At 61.1% G+C, this 23,233-nt stretch carries 22 protein-coding genes and 1 tRNA gene (1 of these 23 running past the window's edge); 21 read left to right on the forward strand and 2 right to left on the reverse strand.

Translation table 11 applies throughout. The annotated features are described in order from the left end of the window. The 15 genes from JMJ97_RS01645 to ffh form a co-directional block, all read left to right on the forward strand. Window positions 1-23 (forward strand) — tRNA-Asn (locus JMJ97_RS01645) (it extends 152 nt beyond the left edge of the window). Between the two features lie 195 nt (window positions 24-218). Further along, entirely contained in the window at window positions 219-575 is a 357-nt protein-coding gene (locus JMJ97_RS01650; RefSeq protein WP_022093773.1) for an Asp23/Gls24 family envelope stress response protein, read from the forward strand. A gap of 27 nt (window positions 576-602) precedes the next feature. Further along, window positions 603-2,264 carry a DAK2 domain-containing protein gene (locus JMJ97_RS01655; protein ID WP_055309525.1) on the forward strand — a complete coding sequence of 554 codons (1,662 nt, stop codon included), beginning with the start codon at window positions 603-605 and terminating at the stop codon, window positions 2,262-2,264. A gap of 10 nt (window positions 2,265-2,274) precedes the next feature. Continuing rightward, complete coding sequence (gene recG / locus JMJ97_RS01660) at window positions 2,275-4,452, forward strand: ATP-dependent DNA helicase RecG (protein WP_260698932.1); 2,178 nt, start codon at window positions 2,275-2,277, stop codon at window positions 4,450-4,452. Continuing rightward, window positions 4,449-5,105, forward strand: a complete 657-nt coding sequence (gene rsmD / locus JMJ97_RS01665) for a 16S rRNA (guanine(966)-N(2))-methyltransferase RsmD (RefSeq protein ID WP_260698933.1) — start codon at window positions 4,449-4,451, stop codon at window positions 5,103-5,105. Before recG ends, rsmD begins: the two co-directional genes overlap by 4 nt. Then, window positions 5,098-5,595, forward strand: coding sequence for a pantetheine-phosphate adenylyltransferase (coaD, locus tag JMJ97_RS01670; RefSeq protein ID WP_152068081.1), 498 nt, complete (start codon window positions 5,098-5,100; stop codon window positions 5,593-5,595). The genes rsmD and coaD overlap by 8 nt, the downstream gene beginning before the upstream one ends. A 68-nt stretch (window positions 5,596-5,663) precedes the next feature. Beyond that, entirely contained in the window at window positions 5,664-6,161 is a 498-nt protein-coding gene (locus JMJ97_RS01675; protein WP_260698934.1) for an ATP synthase subunit B family protein, read from the forward strand. After that, complete coding sequence (locus JMJ97_RS01680) at window positions 6,161-6,715, forward strand: YceD family protein (protein WP_260698935.1); 555 nt, start codon at window positions 6,161-6,163, stop codon at window positions 6,713-6,715. Before JMJ97_RS01675 ends, JMJ97_RS01680 begins: the two co-directional genes overlap by 1 nt. A 64-nt stretch (window positions 6,716-6,779) precedes the next feature. Further along, window positions 6,780-6,959: a 50S ribosomal protein L32 gene (rpmF, locus tag JMJ97_RS01685; protein WP_022094017.1), complete on the forward strand. Its 180-nt coding sequence runs from the start codon at window positions 6,780-6,782 to the stop codon at window positions 6,957-6,959. Between the two features lie 87 nt (window positions 6,960-7,046). Continuing rightward, a complete protein-coding gene (gene plsX, locus JMJ97_RS01690) occupies window positions 7,047-8,066 on the forward strand; it encodes a phosphate acyltransferase PlsX (RefSeq protein ID WP_195363929.1) in 1,020 nt (339 codons plus the stop codon). 124 nt (window positions 8,067-8,190) lie between these two features. Next, a complete protein-coding gene (locus JMJ97_RS01695) occupies window positions 8,191-8,433 on the forward strand; it encodes an acyl carrier protein (RefSeq protein ID WP_055286398.1) in 243 nt (80 codons plus the stop codon). Between the two features lie 3 nt (window positions 8,434-8,436). Then, window positions 8,437-9,162, forward strand: a complete 726-nt coding sequence (gene rnc, locus JMJ97_RS01700) for a ribonuclease III (protein ID WP_138112385.1) — start codon at window positions 8,437-8,439, stop codon at window positions 9,160-9,162. Between the two features lie 10 nt (window positions 9,163-9,172). Continuing rightward, complete coding sequence (gene smc / locus JMJ97_RS01705) at window positions 9,173-12,709, forward strand: chromosome segregation protein SMC (protein ID WP_260698936.1); 3,537 nt, start codon at window positions 9,173-9,175, stop codon at window positions 12,707-12,709. Further along, entirely contained in the window at window positions 12,709-13,626 is a 918-nt protein-coding gene (gene ftsY, locus JMJ97_RS01710; RefSeq protein ID WP_260698937.1) for a signal recognition particle-docking protein FtsY, read from the forward strand. The genes smc and ftsY overlap by 1 nt, the downstream gene beginning before the upstream one ends. Window positions 13,627-13,636: 10 nt before the next feature. After that, window positions 13,637-15,112, forward strand: a complete 1,476-nt coding sequence (gene ffh, locus JMJ97_RS01715; RefSeq protein ID WP_260698938.1) for a signal recognition particle protein — start codon at window positions 13,637-13,639, stop codon at window positions 15,110-15,112. A 116-nt stretch (window positions 15,113-15,228) separates the two neighbouring features. Here ffh and JMJ97_RS01720 read toward each other — a convergent pair whose 3' ends face one another. Further along, entirely contained in the window at window positions 15,229-15,993 is a 765-nt protein-coding gene (locus tag JMJ97_RS01720) for a NifB/NifX family molybdenum-iron cluster-binding protein (protein WP_260698939.1), read from the reverse strand. A gap of 218 nt (window positions 15,994-16,211) precedes the next feature. Between JMJ97_RS01720 and thyA the strand changes: the two genes are divergently transcribed. The 4 genes from thyA (at window position 16,212) to JMJ97_RS01740 (ending at window position 20,087) form a co-directional block, all read left to right on the forward strand. Further along, window positions 16,212-17,060: a thymidylate synthase gene (gene thyA / locus JMJ97_RS01725; protein ID WP_260698940.1), complete on the forward strand. Its 849-nt coding sequence runs from the start codon at window positions 16,212-16,214 to the stop codon at window positions 17,058-17,060. Window positions 17,061-17,069: 9 nt separating this feature from the next. Beyond that, complete coding sequence (locus JMJ97_RS01730; RefSeq protein WP_260698941.1) at window positions 17,070-17,588, forward strand: dihydrofolate reductase; 519 nt, start codon at window positions 17,070-17,072, stop codon at window positions 17,586-17,588. A gap of 109 nt (window positions 17,589-17,697) precedes the next feature. After that, a complete protein-coding gene (locus tag JMJ97_RS01735) occupies window positions 17,698-18,612 on the forward strand; it encodes a TrmH family RNA methyltransferase (protein WP_260698942.1) in 915 nt (304 codons plus the stop codon). A gap of 125 nt (window positions 18,613-18,737) precedes the next feature. Beyond that, on the forward strand, window positions 18,738-20,087 hold the full coding sequence (locus tag JMJ97_RS01740) for an MATE family efflux transporter (protein WP_260698943.1): 1,350 nt from the start codon (window positions 18,738-18,740) through the stop codon (window positions 20,085-20,087). 129 nt (window positions 20,088-20,216) lie between these two features. On the opposite strand, the gene JMJ97_RS01745 is transcribed toward JMJ97_RS01740, so the two are convergent. Then, window positions 20,217-20,702: a cob(I)yrinic acid a,c-diamide adenosyltransferase gene (locus JMJ97_RS01745; RefSeq protein ID WP_260698944.1), complete on the reverse strand. Its 486-nt coding sequence runs from the start codon at window positions 20,700-20,702 to the stop codon at window positions 20,217-20,219. A 92-nt stretch (window positions 20,703-20,794) separates the two neighbouring features. On the opposite strand from JMJ97_RS01745, the gene ftsH reads away from it, so the two are divergent. Together ftsH and JMJ97_RS01755 are read left to right on the forward strand one after the other, a co-directional pair. Next, the gene (ftsH, locus tag JMJ97_RS01750; protein ID WP_172544932.1) at window positions 20,795-22,687 is read left to right on the forward strand and encodes an ATP-dependent zinc metalloprotease FtsH; all 1,893 of its coding nucleotides are present in this window, start codon (window positions 20,795-20,797) and stop codon (window positions 22,685-22,687) included. A gap of 76 nt (window positions 22,688-22,763) precedes the next feature. Next, the gene (locus tag JMJ97_RS01755; RefSeq protein ID WP_260698945.1) at window positions 22,764-23,216 is read left to right on the forward strand and encodes a 2-thiouracil desulfurase family protein; all 453 of its coding nucleotides are present in this window, start codon (window positions 22,764-22,766) and stop codon (window positions 23,214-23,216) included. Window positions 23,217-23,233: the final 17 nt, after the last annotated feature.

Raw genomic sequence — 23,233 nt, forward strand, 5'->3', positions numbered from 1 at the left:
TTCGAGTCCTACCCGGGGAGCCAGGTTGTAAAACCCGTCGCTTATGCGGCGGGTTTTTTCATGCCGCGATCGCCGTTCGCGAACGTTACCATATCAACATTTCGTGTCGAGGATGTAATCCCGAGGCCCGCCACCTCAACATGGCGCGGTCGTTGTAGAATATTGCAATGATTGCTCCCACGACATGGTGCCGCGAGCACCAAGAAAAGGAGATTCTTGTGTCTGAGACCATTAACGGCAGCCTGAGCGTCTCGAACGACGTTATTGCCGATATTGCCGGTTATGCCGCGATGACGTGCTATGGCGTTGTCGGTATGGCTGAGCAGCTCCAGGGCGCCGAGAGCGTGCGCCTGCTTGCCGGTCAGCGCCTCCGCAAGGGCGTGCTTGTCTCCGCCGACGAGAACGGCCTTACGGTCGATCTTCACGTCGTGCTCGAGAACGGCGTCAACATGAAGTCCGTCTGCCACAATCTTTCGAGCTCCGTTGCCTTCACCCTGCAGGAGATCGCCCAGATCGATCCCGCCAGCCTTAAGATCGGCATCCATATCGACGCGCTCAAGAGCCGTCTGAACTAGCATCCGAAAACGGAGATTCAAATACCCATGATTGCAAAGACCATTCGCACCTGTTTTCCGATCGCTGCGGCTGCCGTTTCCGACAAGGCCGAGGAGATCAACAAGCTCAACGTCTTCCCCGTACCCGACGGCGACACCGGTACCAACATGTCGCTCACGCTCGCCTCGGTGACCAAGGAGCTTTCCGCCCTTCCCGCCGATGCCGACATGGAGGCCATCGCCGGCGCCATCACCCACGGTTCCCTGATGGGCGCCCGCGGTAACTCCGGCGTCATCACCTCGCAGATTCTGCGCGGTGTGGCCGAGGGCCTTGTCTCTGCCGACGAGCCCATTACGTCCGCCAACATTGCCTTCGCCTTCCGTCGCGCCGTCAAGGTCGCCTTCCAGGCTGTCCGCAAGCCCATCGAGGGCACGATCCTCACGGTCCTGCGCGATGTCTCGACCAAGGCCGACGAGTGCGAGAAGAAGAAGTTCTCGGCCGAGGATGCGCTCGATGCCATCGTCGTCGAGGCGTACCAGTCCGTCGCCCGCACGCCCGACTTGCTGCCCGTCCTCAAAGAGAACGGCGTGGTCGACTCAGGCGCCTTCGGCTTTGCCATCTTCCTGGAGAACTTTGTTGCCGCCGCGCTTGGTCGCAGCACCGTTGTCGAGGATTTCTCCGCTACGTTTGACTCCGCCGGCTCTGCCCGCGATGCCGCTCTTGGCCGTGTTGAGATCGAGGCTAACGACGACTGGGAGGGCTCGGAGTTCCGCTACTGCAACGAGTTCCTGTTTAAGGCCGACGCCCCGTTTGACGAGGACGAGTGCCTTAAGTTCCTAGGCTCCATGGGCGACTGTGAGCTGCTCGTGGGCGCCTATCCCGACTACAAGATCCATGTGCACTCCAACACCCCCAACCTGGTGCTCGAGCACATGCTGCAGCTCGGTCAGATCTATGAGGTCTTTATCCACAACATGGAGATGGAGGCCCACGACCGTACCGCCAAGATCCACGAGGATCAGGAAAAGGCCGCCGAGCCCGCCAAGGCGCTGGGCTTTGTCGCCGTTGCCGCCGGTTCCGGCGAGGCCGACATCCTCAAGTCCCTTGGCGTCGACGTGGTCGTCTCCGGTGGCCAGACCATGAACCCCTCGACCGCCGACCTGCTGGGCGCGGTGGACCAGGTCAACGCGACCTCAGTCATCATCCTGCCCAATAACGGTAACATCCGCATGGCTGCCGAGGCCGCAGCTTCTGCCTGCACCGACAAGAAGGTCGCCGTCGTTCCCACCAAGACCGTCCCGCAGGCGTTCTCCGCGCTGTTCGCGGTCCTGCCCGATTCCGAGCTCGAGGATGCCGTCGCCGCTATGGTCGACGCCATCAGCGAGGTCCGCGATGGCGAGGTCACCCGCGCCGTGCGCGACTCCAGCGCATCTGATGGCTCTCCGATTCACTCCGGTGACGTCATGGGTATCATCGCCGGCTCCATCGACGTGGTCGGCTCCGACGTGAAGCAGGTCACGCTCGATTGCATCAACCGCATGCAGGAGGAAGAGGAGGGCGACGCGCTGACGATTCTGGCCGGCGAGGAGCTGTCCGATGAGGCCTTCCAGGAGATCGTCGACGCTATTGAGGAGGCTCAGCCCGACCTGGAGATCGACGCCCATCGTGGCGAGCAGCCGCTCTATCCCGTGATCTTCTCGATCGAGTAGGCAACTGCCCATGTCCGAGCTGTGCTCCGTGCCGCGCGTCTCGGAGCGCTTTGCCCAGAGCAATGCGCTCGACGAGGATATCGCGCGACTCAAATATGTTTCGGGTAAACGCGAGGAGGCCCTTCGCCGTCTGGGAATTCGGACGGTGGGGGACCTCCTTCTCCATATCCCTCATCGATACCTCGACTTTACCCGTTCTTGGTCTATCGAGATGGCGCCCATCGGTACCGTGTGCACCATCATCGCCACGGTCGACCGTATCGTCCAAAAGCAGCCGCGTCCGCGCATGCAGGTGACCGAGGTCTCGCTTGTTGACGAGACGGGCGTGCTGCAGGTCGCCTTTTTCCGCCAGCCCTGGATTGCCCAGCAGCTTAAACAGGGCGACCGCCTGGCCGTGATGGGCAAGGTCGAGTTTGCCTACGGCTTTAAGCAGATGGCCTCGCCGCACTTTGAAAAGCTCGAGGACGGGCGTGCCACAGGCACCATCCTGCCGGTCCATTACGTGAGTGATGGCGTGAGCCAGGCGTGGATGCGCCGCATCGTAAGCGGCGCGCTCGAGGTCGTCGGCAATCCCTTTGATCCCATTCCGGCACGCTTACGCGTTAAGCGTCGCCTGATGAGCAATGCTCGTGCGCTTCGAGCGATCCACTTTCCTTCGAGCATGGCAGAGCGCGACATCGCGCGCGCACGGCTTGCCTACGAGGAGTGCCTCTACCTGCAGCTGGCGTTGCGTCTGCGCAACGATGGCGGCCTGGTCGATGTGGTGCCCTATGCCCATACCGCGGGCGAGCACCTGGCCGCGCTCAAGCAAGCCCTGCCGTTTTCGCTGAGCGACGAGCAGGAGGCCGCGTTCCAGGAAATCCTGCGCGATATGTGCGATGACGGGCGCGTGATGAACCGCCTGCTGCTGGGTGATGTCGGTACCGGTAAGACCGCCGTTGCCGCCTGCGCGCTGGCTGTGGCTGCCGATAGCGGCACGCAGGCCTGCGTTATGGCGCCCACGGGCGTGCTGGCGCGCCAATATGCCGATAAGACCGGCCCTCTGCTCTCCCAGGCCGGCATGTCCTGGGCACTTCTGACGGGTGCCACGCCGGCCGCAGAGCGCGAGCGCATCCATGCACAGCTGGAATCGGGCGAGCTTGACGTGCTCTTTGGCACCCACGCGGTTCTTTCGGATAACGTTGCGTTCAAGCATCTGTCGCTCGTGGTCATCGATGAACAGCACCGGTTTGGTGTGGGCCAACGCAACGCCCTGCGCGCGAAGGGACCGGGTGCCGATCTGCTCGTTATGACGGCGACGCCCATCCCGCGTACGCTGGCGCTTTCGGTCTACGGCGATCTGGACACGAGCGTCATTCGCCATCGGCCCGTCCCTGGTGCTGGCGTGACGACACGCGTGCTCACCGAGTCGAGCCGTGACCTCGCCTATGGCGCCATCCGCGAGGCGCATGAAAAGGGTCAGCAGGCCTACGTGATTTGTCCGCTCGTGGAGCCGAGTGACTCGGCCGATGAGCTGGAAGATGTGCCCGGTATCGCCCGCGACGACGAGGGCCGCGTGACGGTCCCCGTGCCACTGCACGATACGGCAACCGAGCTCGACCGCCTGCGTCTGGCGTTGCCGGGTCTTGCCATCGAGCGCCTTCACGGCCGTATGCCAGCGGGGGAGAAGGATCGGGTCATCGATGCCTTCAAGCGTGGCGAGATCGACGTGCTCGTCTCGACTACGGTGGTCGAGGTGGGCGTCGACGTGCCTAACGCCACCGTTATGGTCATCGAGAACGGTGAGCGCTTTGGCTTGGCGGCCTTGCACCAGCTGCGCGGTCGCGTGGGCCGCGGCAGCGTGTCGGGCACCTGCCTGGTTATGACGCACTCCAAGGGCAACGGCGGCGCATCGGCGGCGCAAGACCGTCTCCAGTCGCTCGAAAAGACCTCGGACGGCTTTACGCTCGCCCAAATGGACCTGCGTTTGCGCCACGAGGGCGAAATTCTGGGGTACCGCCAGCATGGTGGTGTGACCCTGCGCTTTGTCGACCTGGATGCCGATGAGGACCTTATCGAATGGGCCCATTTGGACGCGGTCGAGCTCTTGCGGTATGCTTGCAACCTTGACTCTGTGGCGACGCGTCCCTTGCGCGAGGCGGTCGCCATGCGTTATCGACATATCTTTAAGGAGGTCAGCGGAGGATGAGAATCATCGGCGGCGAATGGCGCGGTCGTAAGATCGAGGAGCCCCGTGGTCGCGATGTCACCCGCCCCACGACTGATCGCGTGCGCGAGGCGTGCGCATCTATGGTCATGTCGGCATTCGATTTCGATTTGGACGAGGTTCGTGTGCTGGACGCCTTTGGCGGCTCCGGTGCCTTAGGGTTAGAGATGCTCTCTCGTGGGGCCCGCTCGCTCACGACGTTTGAGATCGATCGCAACGCCGCGCGGCTCATTACCAAGAATATCGAGTCGCTCTGCCGTGACCGTGCGCGTTGGCGTGTGGTCACGGGCGACATGCTGGCAAGTGCCTCGCGCGGTCGTGTACCGGGCGGCCCCTTTGATTTGGTCCTGCTCGACCCGCCCTATGCTTTTGGTGCCGAGCCGGTCGAGGAACTGCTGCAGAACCTGGCTCAGCAGGGTCTGCTTGCGCCTGGCGCTTATGCCCTGTTTGAGCATGCCTCCGCCGATGCGGGCGCGCATCCGGCAGGCTTTGAGACTGTACGTGAGAAGCGCTACGGCATTACCTCGGTCGACCTGCTTCGTTGGGTCGGCGATGACGACGGTGAGGACGATAGTGCCGTCACCGATGCCGATAACAACGATGCCACGACGTTTCAGGAGGACGCCCATGAATGACACCATCAACCGCGTGATCGTCCCGGGCACCTTCGATCCCATCACGTTTGGCCATATCGATGTGATCCGCCGCGCCCGCCGCATCTTTCCCAGTGTGATCGTCGCTGTTGCAGAGTCGCAGGGTAAAAACGGTGTGGGCACCACGTTTATGCTCGATGAGCGCGTGGCGCTGGCCCGCGAGGCGCTCGGTAATATCGACGGCGTCGAAGTCCTGCCCTTTACCGGCCTCTTGGTCGACTTCGCTCGTGAGCAGGGGGCGGGGGCCGTGGTCAAGGGCCTGCGCGCCATGACCGACTTTGAGTATGAGCTGCAGCAGGCCGACCTCAATTATCGCTTGGATAGCGAGCTGGAGTCCATCTTTGTCATGAGTGCTCCGCAGTACGGTTACATCTCGAGCTCGGTCGTTCGCCAGATCGCCTCGCTCGGCAGCGATGTATCGACGTTTGTGCCGCCCAACGTGGTCGAAGCGCTCAGACATCGCTTTTCGTGACGTTTTTTATTGCCTGGTGGCATGTGGTAAACTAGCACGATGATATGTTACCTATGAAAGGAGACCGGATGCCGGGCGAGAATTTTCCTGGCGATAGGATCGTCAGCTTGGTCGATGAGCTCGAAGGGCTGATCGAGGAAGCCAAGCCGCCTTTCGGCAAGAACGCTCAGTTCAAGGTCATCGACGCCGACGTGTCCTTCAATATCCTCGACGAGATCCGCATGAGCTATCCCGAGGAGTGGCAGAAGTCCCGCCGTATCCTTAAGGAGCGCGAGGAGCTTATGGCTTCCGCCGCCGCTCAGGCCGATTCCATCATCGCCGACGCTCAGCAGCAGGCCCTCACCATTGCCGGTGAGCAGGAGATCGTCCGACTTGCGCAGCAGCAGGCCGACGACATCCGCGATCGTGCCCAGCAGTACGAGCGCGAGACGCGTTATGCTGCCGAGGACTACGCAGAGCAGGTCTTTACGCACCTGGAGGAGAACCTCAAGAGCCTGACCGGCACCGTTACCCGTTGCCGTCAGCAGCTCAACGAGGGTGCCGCCCAACAGAATGGTCAGTGGTAATGGCTGAGTTCCCGAGCGTTACCGTCGATCTTTCCGAGCAGCTCGAGTTTCCTGGAGATTCGTATCCGCTGACCGGTAAGGTCGATGTCGCCACCTACACGGTGGGCGAGAAGGAGTACCAGCTACAGGACGGCATCGACTACGACGTTGTCTTTACCAATGCCGGTACCGGTGTCTTGCTCACGGGCATGGTCCGCGCGCACGCCACCGGCGAGTGCGACCGTTGCCTGGAGCCCGCCTCGTTTGATATCGCTGGCGAGATCGAGGAGTTCTACCTCTTTGAGGAGCCCGAGGATCCCGAGGCCTACGAGGATGGCTACGAGCTCCTGGGTGAGGACCGCATCGTCGATCTGGGCGAGCCCATCAATGACGCGGTCGTTATGGACACGTCGTTTGTGGTGCTTTGCAAGCCCGATTGTCGCGGTCTGTGCCCCACTTGCGGTTGCAATCTCAACGTCGAGCAATGCGATTGCGCCGCCCAGGCAGAGGCAGAATGGGCCGCTGCCACGGAAAATCCATTTGCAGCATTGAAGAATCTCAAGCTTGATGAGTAAAACTGTGGTAGTATCGCTACTTGCGCGTAATCGCCACACTGGATAGTTCATAAGGAAGGTCACTATGCCCGTACCTAAACAAAAGCAGGGTCGTATCCGCACTCACACCCGTCGTTCCGCCAACATGAAGATCTCGGCTGCGGCTCAGTCCACGTGCCCCCGTTGCGGCGCTGTTAAGCTTCCGCACCACGTGTGCCCCAGCTGCGGTTTCTACAAGGACCGCGAGGTTATCGTTACCGAGTAACGGTATACTCTGGATGCGATGCCGTTCCAAATGGAACCACAATGGCCGGCTCAATGAGTCGGCCATTTTTGTATAAGGAGCATGTATATGAGTAACGTTCGCGTTTGTGTAGACGTTGTGGGCGGAGACGAAAAACCTCAGGTTGTTCTCGATGGTATCGAGGCTGCACTTGCTGCCGATCCCGATATTGAGGTCTTGGCAGCTGGCCCCGCCGAAATCGTCAATCCCTTTGCAGCTTCTCACGCACGTGTTGAGGCCCTTGAGGCGCCTGACGTTATCGCCATGGATGACGATCCCATTCGCGCCGTGATGACCAAGCGTAAGTCGTCGATCGTGCTTTCTTGCCGCGCCATTAAGAAGGGCAACGCGGATGCGTTCTTCTCCGCCGGTTCCACCGGTGCCATGACCGCTGCCGCCACCGCCTACGTGACGCCGTTTAGGTATCAGGCCGAAGGCAAGAAGCAGCCGGTGCGCCCCTGTCTGACCAATGCGCTGCCCAATCGTGCCGGCGGTCTGACGGTGCTGTGCGATATGGGCGCCAACCCCGATGTTGAGGTCGATGACATGGTGCGTTTTGCTCAGATGGGTAGCGCTTATGCCCGCGTTGTCCTGGGCATCGAGCATCCCCGCGTGGGCCTGCTTGCCAACGGCACCGAGGACGAGAAGGGCTCCAACTTTACCAAGGCCTGCTTCCCGGCCATGAAAGCCGCCGTTCCCGGCTTTGTTGGTAACTGCGAGGGAACGGACATCACCTCAGGTAACTTCGATGTCATCGTTGCCGATGGCATGTCGGGCAATATTGCGCTCAAGGCCACCGAGGGCGCTGCCAAGTTTTTGCTGCAGGAGCTCAAGGGTGTCTTTATGTCTTCGCTCGGCACCAAGATTGCCGCGCTGCTCATCAAAAAGCAGATGCGCGAGATTAAAGCCAAGCTCTCTGGCGACGCCAAGGGCGGCGCGATTCTTTTGGGCCTGCGCGGCGTGGTCCTGATCGGCCATGGTGCCACCTCGGTCGAGGCTGTCAAAAACGGTACGCTCGCGGCGGCCGAAGCCGTGCGCGCCGGGCTGGTCGAGAATGTCGCCAACTCTATGGACGGTATCGTTTTATAAGAGCGAGTTAGAGCGCTGTTATGTGCTTCGCGGTGCACGTCGTGGGGTAGAATCAGAACCGTGTCTTGGTACCGCCCGGGCGGTACCATTCTTTTGGTATTCATGCACTATGAGAGGAAGCGCTATGGACCGCTCCGAAATCTTCGACAAGATCGCCGAGGTCGCTGCTGACGTTCTGGGCGTCGATGTTGCCGAAATTAGCGAGGAGACCACCTTTGACGACCTCGATGCCAACTCGCTCGAGCGCCTGCAGCTGGTTACGGCTATCGAGGACGAGTTCAACCTCGAGATCGATGACGAGACTCTGCTCTCGCTCAACTCTGTCGCCGACGCCGTCGACGCTATCGAAGCTGCCAAGGAGGCTTAAGTCTTGGCTTTATCCGACCGACTTACGCGCGCCCAGGAAATCCTGGGCCACGAGTTCAACAATAAGGTGCTGCTGCGCGCGGCGCTTACGCATCCCTCGGCAGTCGAGGGCCAGCCGGTTTCAGCCAGCTATGAGCGCCTTGAGTTCTTGGGCGATTCCATTTTGGGCGCTGTGGTCGCACGCTCCCTGTTTGAGTCCTATCCGGAGTTTGACGAGGGCAAGCTCACGCGCTTGAAGGTGTCGCTTGTCTCGGGCGCTACGCTGTCCGAGGTTTCTCACGAGCTGGGCATCGACGACATCATCATCTTTGGTGCCTCCGAGACCGGTACCGGTGCGCGCGGCCTGCATTCGGCCCTCGAGAACGTCTATGAGTCGCTCGTGGGCGCGCTGTACCTGGATGCCGGCTGGGACGTTGCGGCGGAGTTCATTCACCGTACGCTTAAGCCGCATTTGGCTTCCGAGCGTGCCGAGCATCCTGCGAACCCCAAGTCGTTTTTGCAGGAGTGCGTGCAAGCCGACGGTCACGAACCTCCGGCGTACAAGCTCGTTGGCTCCGAGGGCCCGGCGCATGCGCCCACCTTTACCGCTGTGGTTTTGATCGATGGTATTCGCCAGGGTCGCGGCTCCGGCTCCTCAAAGAAGGAAGCCGAGGGAGCTGCCGCGCTCGAAGCGCTCGACCGCATGGGTTACACCACCAACGGCGTGATTCTGAACAAGAAGCACGTGTAAGCGAGGAACCGTGTATCTCAAGTCCCTCACGCTCAAAGGGTTCAAGTCGTTTGCCGACCGCGCCCATATGACGTTTGAGCCGGGCCTGACCGTCATCGTCGGTCCAAACGGCTCGGGAAAATCGAACATCTCTGACTCGATTCTGTGGGTCCTGGGCGAGCAGAGCGCCAAGCAGCTGCGTGGCCAGGCCATGGAGGATGTCATCTTCTCGGGCTCGTCGGCGCGCAAGCCGGTGGGTGTCGCCGAGGTCACGCTGGTGCTCGATAACTCGGACCATATGTTGCCCGTCGACTTTGACGAGGTCGCTATCACCCGTCGCATGTATCGCTCGGGCGAAAGCGAGTACCTCATCAACTCGAGTCCGTGCCGCCTGATGGACATTCAGGACATCCTGCACGATTCGGGCCTGGGCAAGGATACGCATTCCATCATCAGCCAGGGCAAGCTCGACGCCATTTTGCAGAGCCGCCCCGAGGAGCGTCGCGCCCTCATCGAGGAGGCCGCCGGCATTTCCAAGCACAAGCGCCGCAAGGAGCGTGCGCTCAAAAAGATTAAGTCGATGGACGAGCACCTGACGCGTGCCCGCGACATCAATAAGGAAATCGCCCGTCAGCTGCGACCGCTGGAGCGTCAGGTCGATCGCGCGCGCAAGTACAAAGAGCTGTCCTCGCGCGCGAACGAGCTTACGCAGATGCTGGCTGTCGATGAGCTTCGTTCGCTGCAGTCGCAGTGGAACGACCTGGAGAGCCGCTCCAAGGAAGGTGCTGCCGAGCTGGAGCTTGCGCAGTACCGCATGAGCGAAAAGGAGCGCGAGCTCGAGAAGCTCCAGGTTATGCTTGAGGAAAAGGGCCTGTTTGTGGGCGACCTGGGCGAGCAACGCCGTCATATGCAAGATGTGGTCGGCCGCATTAACTCCGACATGCGCCTGCTCGAGGAAAAGGGCCACAACATGGTGTCGCGCCTGTCTGACATGCGCGGTCAGATTTCGAGCTCCGAGCATCAGCGTCGTCGCGTGGTCGAGGAGCTCGAGGACGCGCGTGCGCAGCTTGAGGAAGTGACCGGTGCGCACATGCAGGCCCAGGAGGACGTTGACGCCGCTGGTCCTGCTGCCGCTGAGCTCCACGAGCGGCGCGTGGCGCTCGACAATCAGATTTCGCAGCTTACGCGCGAGCAACGCGATGTGCAGCGCGTGGCCGATAACGCCGCGCTCGAGCTCGCCAAGGTGAAGGACTCGCTGAGCAACGCCGAGGTCGAGGACAACATGTACGCCTCGCGCCTGGAGCAGATCGACGAGCAGCTCGAGGAGGTCACGGCCTCGCTCGAGAGCCGTCGCGACCGCGCTGAGGAGCTTGAAGGCGCGCTCGATCAGGCCCGCCAGGCTCAGGTCGATGCGCGCGAGGCCACCGAGGTCGCCCGTGCAGCCCTTAAGGACCTGCGTAATCGCGAGAGCAAGGCGCGCAACAAGCTGTCCGAGGTGCGCTCGGAGCTTGCCAGCCAAAAGAAGCTCGATGCCCGCATGGCCGATAGCTCGCCGCTGGTGAGCCGTCTGATGGGTGCGCTGGGCGATGATGTCTCGGGTCGTTTGGGCGACGTGCTCGAGGCTCCTCGTGAGCTCGAGGGCCTGGTCGAGCAGCTGCTTGCCGGCGATATCGATGCTCTTTTGTTTGATGACGCCGCCACGCTTGAGCGTGCCGGTCGTGCGGCTCTGGACCAAAAGAAGGCCTCGGGCGAGGCACTGCTGATGGCGCGCGGCGTGAGCGGCTCTGCTGCCGCTAAGGGTGCTGCCGGTTCGCGTCTGGTCGATCACCTGTCCGTGCGCTCCGGTTATGGCCCGGTTGTCGAGGCCCTGCTCGGCGGCTATTACGTGGTCGATGATTTGGCTGCCGCTCTGGCGGCGCCTGTCGTTGACGATGTGACCTATGTGACGCCCGATGGCGCCCGTGTGAGCTGTGGCGGCCTGGTGCGGGTGGGGCTCGATGCCGGCGAGGCTTCGGGTGCCCTGGAGCGCAAGCGTCGTATTCGCGAGCTAGAGGGCCTGGAGCCCGATCTGGCTGCCGTGTTTGAGCATGTGTCGGATCAGGTCGTCGAGGCCAATGCGGCCGTCGAGGAGGCACGTGCCGCCGAGGGCGATGCTGCCGGCGAGATTGCCCGTCTTGAGGGCGAGCGCCGCTCGCTGCTCTCCGAGATTGGCCGCTTGGAGCAAAGCGCCAACAATGCCGAGGTCGAGCGCGTGCGCATCTCCAAGCGCCGCGAGCAGGCCGCCGAGGCCGTTCGCGCTGCGCGCCCGCGCGTTGACGAGCTCACCCGTTCGCGCGACGAGGCCCGTGCGCAGGCAAGCGACCTGGGTCTTCAGATTGCCGAAGCCAACGACGAGCTCGATCGCGTGCGCCGTGACGACTCCGAGGCAGCCGGTAAGCTCGCCGATGCCAAGGTCCGCCTGGCTCAGACGAGCGAGCGTCTGCGTTCGCTGAAGGGCCGTGTGCCTGACCTGGAGCATCGCCTGGAGGGCATCGACCGCCGTATCCGCGGAACACGCCAGGCCTCGCGCTCGCTCGAGTTGCTGCGCCTGCGCGTCGATCCCATGCACGAGCGCTATTCGGCCCTGCTGGAGCGCGCGTCGGATTGGGCCGCGCGCTTGCGTGACCAGGCTTCGCTCGAGGAGGCGGACTCGGCCTCGCTCAAGAAGACTATCGAGGACGCCAAGGCCGAGGTCTCCCGCGCCAAGGAGCGGGTCGATGCCGCCACGGTGACGCAAAACGAGTTCAAGGTCGCGCGTGGCAAGCTCGAGGTGCAGGTAGAGGCCGCCATTAAGGCCATTACCGCCGATGGCACCACGGTACTCGAGGAAGCGCTCATGCTTCCGGCGCCCACGGACCGCGATGCCGCCGAGCGCGAACTCAACCAGCTTGTGCGCCAGATCAACAACCTTGGTCCCGTTAACCAAGTTGCCATGGAGGAGTACGAGCAGCTCAAGCGCCGCGCCGACTACATCGAGGAGCAGCTGGCCGATCTGGAGAGCGCGCGCAAGGCGCTCACCAAGATCACGGTGGCCATTGATCGCAAGATGCGCAAGGCGTTCCTGGTGACGTTTGAGAAGGTTGATGCGAATTTCCGCGAGATCTTTGCCATGCTCTTCCCGGGTGGTCAGGCTCATCTGGAGATGACCGATCCCGAGCATCCGGCCGAGACGGGCATTGAGGTCGTGGCGCAGCCGCGCGGCAAGCGCATCACCAAGATGATGCTCATGTCGGGCGGCGAGAAGAGTCTGACGGCGCTCGCACTGCTCTTTGCCGTGTACCGTACACGCACGGTGCCGTTCTATGTGCTGGACGAGGTCGAGGCAGCGCTTGATGACGCCAACCTGTCCAAGCTCATCGGCGCGCTCGATGTGTTGCGTTCCGATACGCAGCTCTTGGTCATTTCGCATCAGCGCCGTACTATGGAGGACGCTGACGTCCTCTATGGCGTCTCGATGCAAGCCGACGGCGTCAGTCGCGTCGTCTCGCAAAAACTCGATCGCGAAACCGGAAAGGTCGTGAATGCATAATGGGATTCTTTGACGCTCTCTCGCGCGGACTTGAGCGCAGCCGCGAGGCACTCAACGAGGTCTTCTACTTTGGCGGCGAGGTCGACGAGGACTTTTGGGAGGACCTGGAGGACACCCTCGTCATGGGTGACATGGGTGCCGAGGTCGCCATTCAGGTCTCTGATGACCTGCGCGACGCCGCGGCCAAGAAGAACCTCAAGACCGCCCCGCAACTCCGTCGCGCCCTGGCCGAGCAGCTTGAGCAGCACTTTGTGCCCATCGAGCGCGATCCGTTCTCCGATACGCCGAGCTGCGTGCTGTTTGTGGGCATTAACGGTGCCGGCAAGACCACGACGGTCGGTAAGATCGCGAGCGCCATGGCCGCCCGCGGCAAGAACGTCGTGATCGGTTCGGCCGATACCTTCCGCGCTGCAGCTATCGAGCAGCTCGATGTGTGGGGCCAGCGAGCTGGCGTCCCCGTCATCAAGCGCGACCGCGGCTCCGACCCGGCAAGTGTTTGCTACGACGTGCTCGACGAGGCCGACAAGCGCGGTAGCGACCTGGTGCTCATCGATACCGCCGGTCGTCTGCACACGAGCCCCGAGCTCATGCGCGAGCTTGCCAAGGTGGTCAATGTGACCCGTAAGCGCGCCGCCAATATGGCCGCCGGCCCCATGCCCGTCTATGTCGTGCTCGTGATCGATGCCGCAACGGGCCAAAACGGCCTCAATCAGGCGCTCGAGTTTAACGAGGCGCTGGGTCTGGACGGTATTATCATGACAAAGCTCGACGGCACGGCAAAGGGCGGTATCGCCATGGCCGTGGCCGAGAAGCTCAAGCTTCCCATCCTGCGCATCGGCGTGGGCGAGCAGGTCGATGACCTGCAGGAGTTCAATGCCAAAGATTTCTGCCGCGCCCTGGTGGGCGAGTCCAACTAAGGAGTAACCAGTGTTTGATTCCCTGAGCGATCGCCTCAACGACACATTTGACCGCCTGCGTGGCAAGGGTAAGCTGACCGAGGCCGACATTACCTCGGCCATGCGCGACATTCGCATGGCGCTGCTCGAGGCCGACGTCAACTTCAAGGTCGTCAAGGAGTTCGTCGCCAAGACCAAGGAGCGCTGCATGACCGCCGAGGTCATGGAGTCACTGTCGCCGGCGCAAAACGTCGTCAAGATCGTGCTCGACGAGCTCACCGAGATGCTCGGCTCCACCGAGAGCAAGCTCGTCTTTAGCAACCGCATTCCCAATGTCATCATGCTCGTGGGCCTGCAGGGCTCCGGTAAGACCACGGCGGCCGTAAAGCTGGCCTACCAGCTCAAGAAGCAGGGCCGCTCGCCGCTGCTCGCCGCGTGCGACGTCTACCGTCCCGCCGCTGCCGACCAGCTGGCCACACTCGGTGGAGAGATCGGCGTGCCGGTCTTCCGCGGCGACGGCGAGCACCCGGTCGATATCGCCAAGGGTGCCATCCAGGAGGCAGTCGACCACCTGCGCGATGTAGTCATCGTCGATACCGCCGGTCGTCTGCAGATCGACGAGCAGATGATGCAGGAGGCCGTGGATATCAAGAAGGCCGTCAAGCCCGATCAGGTGCTGATGGTCGTCGATGCCATGACCGGCCAGGATATCGTCAACGTCGTCTCGACCTTCGCCGAGCGCACCGACTTTGACGGCGTGATCATCTCCAAGCTCGACGGCGATGCCCGTGGCGGCGGCGCGCTTTCCGTGCGCCAGGTGACCGGCAAGCCCATCAAGTTCGTGAGCATGGGCGAGAAGCCCGATTCGCTGGAGCCGTTCTATCCCGACCGAATGGCCAAGCGAATCTTGGGCATGGGCGATGTTGTCGGCATCATCGAGAAAGCCCAGGAGGCGGCCGACGCCGAGCAGCTCGAGGCTGCCGAGCGTATGCTGCGCGAGGGCTTCACCATGAACGACATGCTCGAGCAGATGAAGGCTGTCAAGAAGATGGGCGGCATGAAGGGCATCCTGGGCATGCTCCCCGGCGGCCAGCGTGCGCTCAACCAGATGGGCGGCAACCTGGACGAGGGCATCTTCGACAAGAACGAGGCCATCATCATGTCGATGACCAAGGAGGAGCGCCTGCGTCCCTCCATCATCAACGGCCAGCGCCGCGCCCGTATCGCCAAGGGCGCCGGCGTGACTCCCACCGAGGTCAATAGCCTTATGAAGCAGTGGGGCGAGATGAACAAGATGATGGGCCGCATGCGCTCGATGGCCAATCAGGCTCAGGCCGGTGGCAAGAAGGGCAAGAAGGGTAAGAAGGGCAAAAAGATGCGCATGCCCAATATTCCCGGTCTGGATGCCATGGGCCTGGGCGGCATGGGCGGCCTGGGAATGGGCGGTCCTAAGTCCGATATGGACCTGCTGCGCCAGATGGAAGCGCAGATGCGCAATAAGAAGTAACGACTGGTTGAGTCGTGTATGGCGTAGGCCGCCTGGATGGTACTCCAGGCGGCCTACGCCGTTTGTTCGCAGGTTGTCGCACGCGCGGAAGCGTGTTGACGTCGAGGTGCTTGCCGCTAGTGGCAGCTGCAGCCCTCATGTCCGTCGTGGTCGTGATGGCCGTGGCAGCCGCAGGACTCGCCATGCTCATGGGTGTGCTCGTGGTCGTGGCCATGGCAGTCGCAGGTGGCCTCGCCGGTCTGAGCGAGCGTGCCTGCAATGAGGGCCTCGACGCAGGCGTCGCAGCTGCCCTGGGCGCCCGCATAGACCGTGATGCCGGCCTGGGTGAGCGCGTTTATGGCGCCGCCGCCGATACCGCCGCAGATGAGCGTGTCGACGCCACCGTTGGCGAGCAGGCCCGCCAGGGCGCCGTGACCGGTGCCGCCGGTGCCTACGACCTGCTCGTTGAGCACCTTGCCATCCTGGATGTCGTAGATCTTGAACTGCTCGCTGCGGCCAAAGTGCATAAAGATGTTGCCGTTGTCGTACGTCGTTGCCACCCTCATGATGCCGACCTCCTTCGCTGGCCATGCGGCCGTTGTCGTGGTGATGGGGGAGTATGCGATATTGCCGCCCTCGATACTGAGCGCCCGCCCGTTGACCAGCGCGTTTGCCACCTTGCGATGTGCGCGGCTGCAGATGGCCGCCACGGTGGCACGAGCGATACCCATGTGCTGGGCGACGGTCTCCTGATTAAGGCCTTCCAGGTCGCACAGCCGCAGGACTTCGAGCTCGTCGACCGTCATCTCGATGGCGTCTCCGCTGGCAAGGCCGTCAGGGGTAAAGCCGCGATATTCGGGGATGATCCCTACGCGGCGTAATTTTTCGCGTCTTCCTGCCATACACTCTCCAAATCTGACATATGTCAACAATAGGATAACGCATGCATGGCGCGGCGCAAGGCATTATTGACATATGTCAGAAAATGCAGAGGAGTTGTGTGTGCGATTGCGGAGCCGCGCTGTCGTGCATTGCATGTGCCGGACTAAGTGTCCAATCCGACACTCGCGCACCTAGGCTAGAATAAAAAATAGCCTATAGGCTACCGACAGGAGGGTCAATGAGTAAGGCTGATCAGCAGTTTGTAACCATGTGCCGCGATATTCTGGACCACGGCACCACCACCGAGGGCCAGAAGGTCCGTCCGGTGTGGGAGGACGGCACCCCTGCCTATACCATTAAAAACTTTGGCGTTACGGCGCGCTACGACCTGCGCGAGGAGTTCCCTGCGCTCACCCTGCGCCGCACGGCGCTTAAGTCTGCGATGGACGAGATTTTGTGGATCTATCAAAAAAAGTCCAATAACGTCCATGACCTCAACAGCCATATTTGGGATGAGTGGGCCGACGAGACTGGTTCCATCGGCAAGGCCTACGGGTACCAGATTGGCCAGAAGAGCCATTATGCCGAGGGCGATTTCGACCAGATGGACCGAGTGCTGTACGATCTTACGCACACACCGTACAGTCGCCGCATCATGACCAACACGTATGTGTTTAGCGACCTGTCCGAGATGCACCTGTATCCGTGCGCGTACAGCGTGACCTATAACGTCACGCAGCGCCCGCAGGACGATAAGCCCACACTTAACATGATTCTCAACCAGCGCAGCCAGGACATTTTGGCCGCGAACAACTGGAATGTGTGCCAGTACGCCATCTTGCTGATGATGGTTGCGCAGTCGGTCGATATGATTCCCGGCGAGCTGCTGCATGTGATCGCCGACGCCCATATCTACGACCGTCATGTCGATATTGTCCGCGAACTTATCGAGCGTCCGCAGTTTGCGGCGCCTAAGGTAACGCTTAACCCCGACGTGCACGATTTCTATGCGTTTACGACCGACGACCTGATTGTGGAGGGCTACGAGCACGGTCCGCAGGTCAAGAACATTCCCATTGCGGTGTAGGTGGTGCTCATGACGTGTAAGCTATCTGCTATCGTTGCCGTGTGTGACGATTGGGGCATTGGGTGCGAGGGCGACATGGTGGTGTCCAATCGCGCCGACATGCGCCATTTTGTGGCCTGCACCAAGGGCTGCCCGGTCATCATGGGGCGCAAGACGCTGCTGAGTTTTCCCGGTGGGCGTCCACTCAAGAACCGTCGCAATATCGTGCTCACTCGCGACGAGAGCTTTGCTCCCGAGGGCGTCGACGTGGTGCATAGCATCGACGAGGCGCTCGCCGCGGTTGCCGATGAGCCCGTTGCGTGGGTGATCGGCGGCGGCGATGTCTATCGGCAGTTTTTGCCGTATTGCGTGGAGGCCGAGGTCACTCATAACCACTGCGTCCGTCCCGTGGACACGTACTTTCCCGACTTGGACGCCGATCCCGCGTGGGAGATTGCGCGGGCCAGCGAATCGGCGGTTGTCGCTGCCGGAGAAGGCGATGAGGGCCTCAAATATGAGTTCGTGACGTATCGTCGCGTTGATGCGTAAACTCGATTATCCCTTCGGTATTATCGGGTTGGAATGAGTGGCGGGGCAGCGCATGGCGTTGCCCCGATATTTGTATAGGTGCTGTAAAGAAGGGTGTGGGCTGGCTGCTATGACTGATGCCGTTGAGGTTCTGCGAATTGATTCTCTCGAGGACGAGCGGCTTGATGCCTATGTTCGACTGACCGAGCGCGAGCTGCGCTGCGTGTTGGAGCCGCAAAAGGGCATCTTTATCGCCGAGAGCGCCAAGGTTATCGAGCGCGCGGTGCGTGCCGGATACGAGCCGGTGAGCTTTCTTTTGGGTGAACGCTGGCTCGACCAGATGATGCCGCTGTTTGAGCGCCTGGTTGTGCGCGAGGGCGCGGATCCGGTTCCTGTGTTCGTGGCCTCCATGGAGCTCATGGAGCAGTTGACGGGCTTTAATGTGACGCGCGGTGCGCTCGCGGCGTTTCGTCGCCCGCGGCAGATTCCGGTTGATGAGTTCTTGGGTGGCGTCATCGAGGCGGCGGGGGAGCGCCCGGTGCGCGTGTGCGTGCTCGAGGGTATTGTCGATCACACCAATGTTGGCGCGATTTTCCGCTCGGCTGCCGCATTGAACGTTGACGGTATTTTGGTCAGCCCGACGTGCTGCGACCCGCTGTACCGTCGCTCGGCCCGCGTGAGCATGGGCACCGTGTTTCAGGTGCCGTGGACGCGCATTGGCAGCGAGGCTCGTGTGTGGCCGCATGATGGCCTGAGCGCGCTGCACGATGCTGGCTTTTCGTGTGCCGCTATGGCGTTGACGGACGATTCCGTTTCGCTTGATGATCCTGTGCTGCAGAAGATTGATCGCTTGGCGATTTTTATGGGCACCGAGGGTGCCGGCCTGGGCGCCAAGACTATCGCGGGCTGCGACCGGGCCGTGCGCATTCCGATGGCGCACGGGGTTGATTCACTCAACGTTGCCGCGGCGAGTGCCGTCGCCTTTTGGCAGCTGTGCCCGCACGTGAGCAATGAGTATCACTACCAGCCGGGTTTGTATCACTAGGCAGTTATTCCGCACCGTGCTCTAATTCGGGGTGTTTCGGTCGCCGCCAGTCGGTGCTAAGCTGGTTTTGGCTTTGGTTTTAAATTGCTGTTTTGCTGTTTGGCGTATGCATGTGGGGAGGGCGTGTGGCTAAAAAATCTACGGCTATCGATGTAACGCAAGGAGTCATTTGGCAGCAATTGCTGTCGCTGTGCGTTCCCATCTTTTTTAGTTCGTTTTTTCAGCAGGCCTACACGCTTATCGGTACGTATATCGTTGGCCAGTTTGGCGGCAAGCTCGCGCTGGGTGGCATTCAAGCCACGATGGTGCTCACCGAGCTCTGCATTGGCTTTTGCGTTGGCGTCGGCGCCGGCTGCGCGGTCATTACCGGTCAGTATTTTGGCCAGCACGATGATGAGCGACTGAGTCGTTCGGTCCATACCGCCATGACGCTCGCGCTGGTGGGCGGTATCGTTTTCTCGATTCTTGGCATAGTGTTCGTTGAGCCCATGCTGGTGCTTATGAACACGCCCCATGAACTATTGGCCGAGGGCGTGGCCTATGCTCGCTGTTATTTTGCCGCGATGGTTGCGGCACTGCTGCTTAATATGGGAACCGCACTGCTGCGTGCCGTGGGCGACACGCGCGGGCCCGCCGTGATCATTGCCTCTGGCTGCCTGGTTAACGTCGTGCTGGATATCATTTTTGTCGCCGTGTTGCATATGGAGGCGCTGGGCTGCGGCATCGCAGTGGCGCTGACCATTTGCTCCAATGCAACTATGATCGTGTTGCGCATGATGCGCGCTCCGGGCGCATGGCGTCTTTCGCTGTCTAAGCTCGGCATCGATCGCGGTATTTGCAAGAGTATGATCTCGTGTGGTCTGCCACTCGGTTTTCAATCGGCTGCCTATTCGATCTCGAACGTGCTGATCCAGGTGTCGGTTAATTCGTTTGGCGCCGATGTCACGACTGCTTGGGGTCTATCTGGGCGCCTGGATGGCATTATCTGGATGGTGACCGAGGCGCTCGGCGTATCGATCACTACGTTCTCGGCGCAGAACTTTGGCGCGCGCAATTACGAGCGCATGCGCAAGGGATATCACACGTCGCTCGTGCTTTCGTTTATGCTCATTGGTGGCCTGTCTGCCGTGCTCCTGGTGTTCTCGGGTCCTCTGTCGCGTTTGTTTGTCGACGATGCTTCGATTTCGGCGTACACCACGACGATTCTTCATTTCATCGCGCCGTTCTACGCGATCTTCTCGATTATCGAGAACGCGTCGGGCTCCATTCGCGGCGCCGGCGTGAGCTTGCAGCCCATGCTGCTCACGATTTTTGGCACCGTCGTGCTCAGGGTGATCTGGGTGTTTGCGATTATGCCGTTCGATCCGTCTCTTGAGCACCTGCTGTTGGTTTACCCCGTAACCTGGCTCATCACGGCCACGATGTTCACCATCTACCACCACAGCGGCAACTGGCTAGGCCGCGCCACCGCCTAGCTCATCCGTCAGATACCCCTGATAAGTTGCGGTGAAATAGTTCCTGAAAAGCCCTTGCGGACTGTCAAACAAGTACTATTCCACCGCAACTTCCTTATGAGCTGTAGGTGTTGGCGGAAAACGAATCAATTAGTATTCGATGCCTTGGCGGGCTAGGAGGCCTTCGTCGAAGTAGTGTTTGATGGGACGCATTTCGGTGACTAAGTCCGCGAGGTCGGCCAACGGCAGCAGCCCGCGGCCGGTGAGCACGAGTTCCGTGGTGGCGGGCTTTATCGCGATCAGCGCTTCGACATCCTCGCGTGTCACGAAGCCGCGGCGCATGGCCTCGCCGAGTTCGTCCAAAATCAGAACGTCGACCTGTGATATCTGCTCGCATGCGAGCTCCATGATCTGTGCGGCGCAAGCCTCGGGCGTGTCGCGGTCAGCTTGTACGATGTGCAGCCCCAGGCGCGGCGCGGCATCGTGTTCGGCGCAGTGCAGTTTCTTGGCAAACTGCAGCCTAAGAACGTCGAGCCCGTAGCCCGTCGCGCGCAGCGCGAGCCCCAGCGCAGCCGTCGTCTTGCCCTTGCCGTCGCCCGTATAGATTTGAACCTTGCCGACTTCCAGTGATGCCATCTCTGTCCTTTCGTGCCCGGCGTCGGTTTATCGTCGCTCGGGTTGGGTATTCTAGAAACCATTATCAACCCCAGTAGATGGAGTTCAGCCAGATGGAGATGGATGACAACAAGCGTAGACGGAATATGATCCTCTACGTGCTCATCGCCTTCGTCGTCTACCTCGTGCTCTCGACCGTTCTGTTCCCCAACATCGGTCACACGCAGCAGATTACGAAGACCGATTACTCGACGTTTGTCAAAGCGCTCGATAAGAAGAGTGTCGACAAGGTCGAGTACAACACGGACGATTACTCGATTTATTACACCAAGAAGGGCGAGGACGAGAACATCGCCTATAAGACGACCGGTGTGCCGAACGATGCGGGCTTTACCGATCGCGTGCTTGAGTCTGGCGCTTCGCTGGAGTCGGTCGTTCCCGATAAAAACTCGGGTTTGATGACCTACTACCTGCTTACGCTCATCCTTCCCATGGCGATTTTCTTCCTGATCGGCTGGTGGCTCAACCGCCGCATGAAGAAGGCCATGGGTGATGACGGTCCTTCGATGAACTTTGGCGGCGGTGGCTTTGGCGGCGGTGGACTGGGCAAGTCCGGCGCGCGCGTGATCGCCTCCAAGGACGTGGGCGTGACCTTTAAGGATGTCGCCGGCCAGGAAGAGGCCAAGGAGTCCCTCAAGGAGGTCGTCGACTTTCTGGAGAAGCCCCAGCGCTACGAGGAGATTGGCGCCAAGCTGCCGCGCGGTGCTCTCCTTGTTGGCCCTCCGGGTACCGGTAAGACCCTGCTAGCCAAGGCTGTTGCCGGCGAGGCTGGTGTTCCGTTCTTTAGCATTTCGGGTTCTGAGTTCGTCGAGATGTTCGTCGGCCGTGGCGCCGCCAAGGTGCGCGACCTGTTTAAGCAGGCCAAGGAAAAGGCCCCGTGCATTGTGTTTATCGACGAGATCGATACCATCGGCAAAAAGCGTGACGGCGGCGGCTTTAGCGGCAACGACGAGCGCGAGCAGACGCTCAATCAGTTGCTGACCGAGATGGATGGCTTCGATAACCACAAGGGTATCGTTGTCCTCGCTGCCACCAACCGTCCCGACAGCCTCGATCCGGCCCTGCTGCGCCCCGGTCGTTTTGACCGCCGCATCCCCGTTGAGCTGCCCGATCTGACCGGCCGCAAGAACATCCTCGAGCTGCATGCCAAGAGCGTGAAGACGCAGCCGCCGATCGACCTGACCGCGATTGCCCGCGCCACGCCCGGTGCCTCGGGCGCTGACCTGGCCAATATCATCAACGAGGGCGCCCTGCGTGCCGTCCGTGAGGGCCGCAAGCGCGCTACGCAGGACGATTTTGAGGAGTCGGTGGAGGTCGTCATCGCCGGTCAGCAGCGTAAGTCTACGGTGCTGTCCGACCACGAGAAGCAGGTCGTGTCCTACCACGAGATCGGCCATGCCATCGTTGCCGCTCGCCAGAAGGGTTCTGCGCCGGTTACCAAGATTACCATCGTGCCGCGCACGAGCGGCGCTCTGGGCTACACCATGCAGGTCGAGGAGGACGAGCGCTTCCTGACCACGCGCCAGGAGGTGTTGGACAAGCTCGCCGTCTACTGCGGTGGACGTGCCGCCGAGGAGCTCATCTTTGGTGAGATGACGACCGGCGCGGCCAACGATATCGAGCAGGCCACCAAGCTCGCCCGTAACATGGTGACGCGCTTTGGTATGTCCGATGAGTTTGGCATGATGGCGCTCGGTACCGTCCAGAATGCGTACCTCAACCAGGACACGTCGCTCACCTGCGCCCCCGGTACGGCCGAGCGCGTGGACGCGATTGTCGCCAAGCTGATCGAGGATGCGCACGACCGCGCCCTGCAGATCCTGAAGGAGAACAAGTTCAAGCTTCATGAGCTGGCTCGTTATCTGTACAAGAAGGAGACCATCACGGGCGAGGAGTTTATGAATCTCCTTACGCGCGAGAATCCGCTGATGCCAAAGCAGCAGTAATACTAGTTGCGCAGTGTCAATCGCCCCATTTGAGTGTCAAACTCAAATGGGGCGTTTTGCGTGGGGAGAGTTGTATATGAAGATCGTGGTAAGTGCCTGTTTGATGGGCGAGAGCTGCAAGTATAACGGGCTCGATAACTACCATCGCGAGCTGGTCGAAGCGTGCGAACGCACGGGAACCGAGGTTCTGTTGGTGTGCCCCGAGGTTTTTGGCGGTCTGCCCACGCCGCGCAAGCCTTCCGAGATTGTGAACGGCGAGGTACGTAACTGCGAGGGTATCTCGGTCGATCGCGAGTTTCGCCTGGGCGCTCAACGTGCGCTCGATATGTGCGAGCAGGAGGGCGGCCCGTCCGAGATCGCTGCATGTATCTTGCAGGACCGCAGTCCCTCGTGCGGCGCGGGTCGCATCTACGACGGCTCCTTTAGCGGTACGCTCACCGTGGGCAACGGTGTTTTTGTCGATTTGCTGCTGCGTCACGGGTACCGTGTGATTCCGGCTAGCGAGTTCGACCCCAGCATGTTGAAGTAGTAAATAAAAGGGGCGGC

This window comes from Collinsella aerofaciens (assembly GCF_025289055.1).
Lineage (GTDB): Bacteria > Actinomycetota > Coriobacteriia > Coriobacteriales > Coriobacteriaceae > Collinsella.